The sequence below is a fragment of the Halomonas elongata genome (assembly GCF_029081005.1).
Taxonomy (GTDB): Bacteria; Pseudomonadota; Gammaproteobacteria; order Pseudomonadales; family Halomonadaceae; genus Halomonas; species Halomonas elongata_B.
On record NZ_JAJQTQ010000064.1, the window covers coordinates 1 to 721 of the forward strand.

A 721-nucleotide genomic window follows, 5' to 3' on the forward strand; every position below is an offset into this window, starting at 1 on the left:
GGCATCCCCGGTCAGGGCGGCTGGCTTGCCGTCGATCAGAATACTCCCCGAGCCGCCGGCGATGGCGCGCGGGTGGGTGTGGAAAAACAGCGACCAGTTTTAGGCCAAGTTCTCGGCCGGTTCTGCGGTATAGGCATGCCGATGCAGTTCGTTGATATGCATGACCGCATCGTGCCCACGACGGATATGGGGCAGCACGATTTCACTGGCCTTGGTGAAACGATGCCCGACCCGCACGGTATAGGACTTGAACAACCAGCTGAGGAAATTCTGCACGAAGGTAGCATCCTCAACATCCCGCCACTTGATGCCGAACATGCCCTTCGACCAAGGAAAGATACCGCGATAGACCCAAACGCCCTCGGCGTCTGTATAGAGAACGATGCTACGAATCGTCAGTATCTGGACGACACAGACGGCCAGCCAGAACAGGATGAAGATAGCCCCCAGCCAATCGCGAATACCGGTCAGGGCCAAACCAATCACTACCATGACCATAAAGACAATAATGGGGTGCACATAAGCCGTCCATGACATGGTGAAACGCTCACCAACTTCGCTGGGCTGTTGCATGGATTCCATGGCATTTTCCTCCTTGAATTAGAAACCGAGAGTGATAATTCTGTCATCCTTGATGAGTAGCAAAGGGCACGCTGCGATAGGCCGCCTTCGGCACTTCGCCGGCGCCTGACTGGCCGAAACGTTCCTCCACCGGCCCCAG

General features: G+C 56.2%; 1 protein-coding gene. It reads right to left on the bottom strand.

The window, feature by feature from the left end; all coding sequences use genetic code 11:
• Window positions 1–99: 99 nt before the first annotated feature.
• Window positions 100–582 carry a hypothetical protein gene (locus LU493_RS19430; protein ID WP_275289456.1) on the bottom strand — a complete coding sequence of 161 codons (483 nt, stop codon included), beginning with the start codon at window positions 580–582 and terminating at the stop codon, window positions 100–102.
• Between the last annotated feature and the right edge of the window lie 139 nt (window positions 583–721).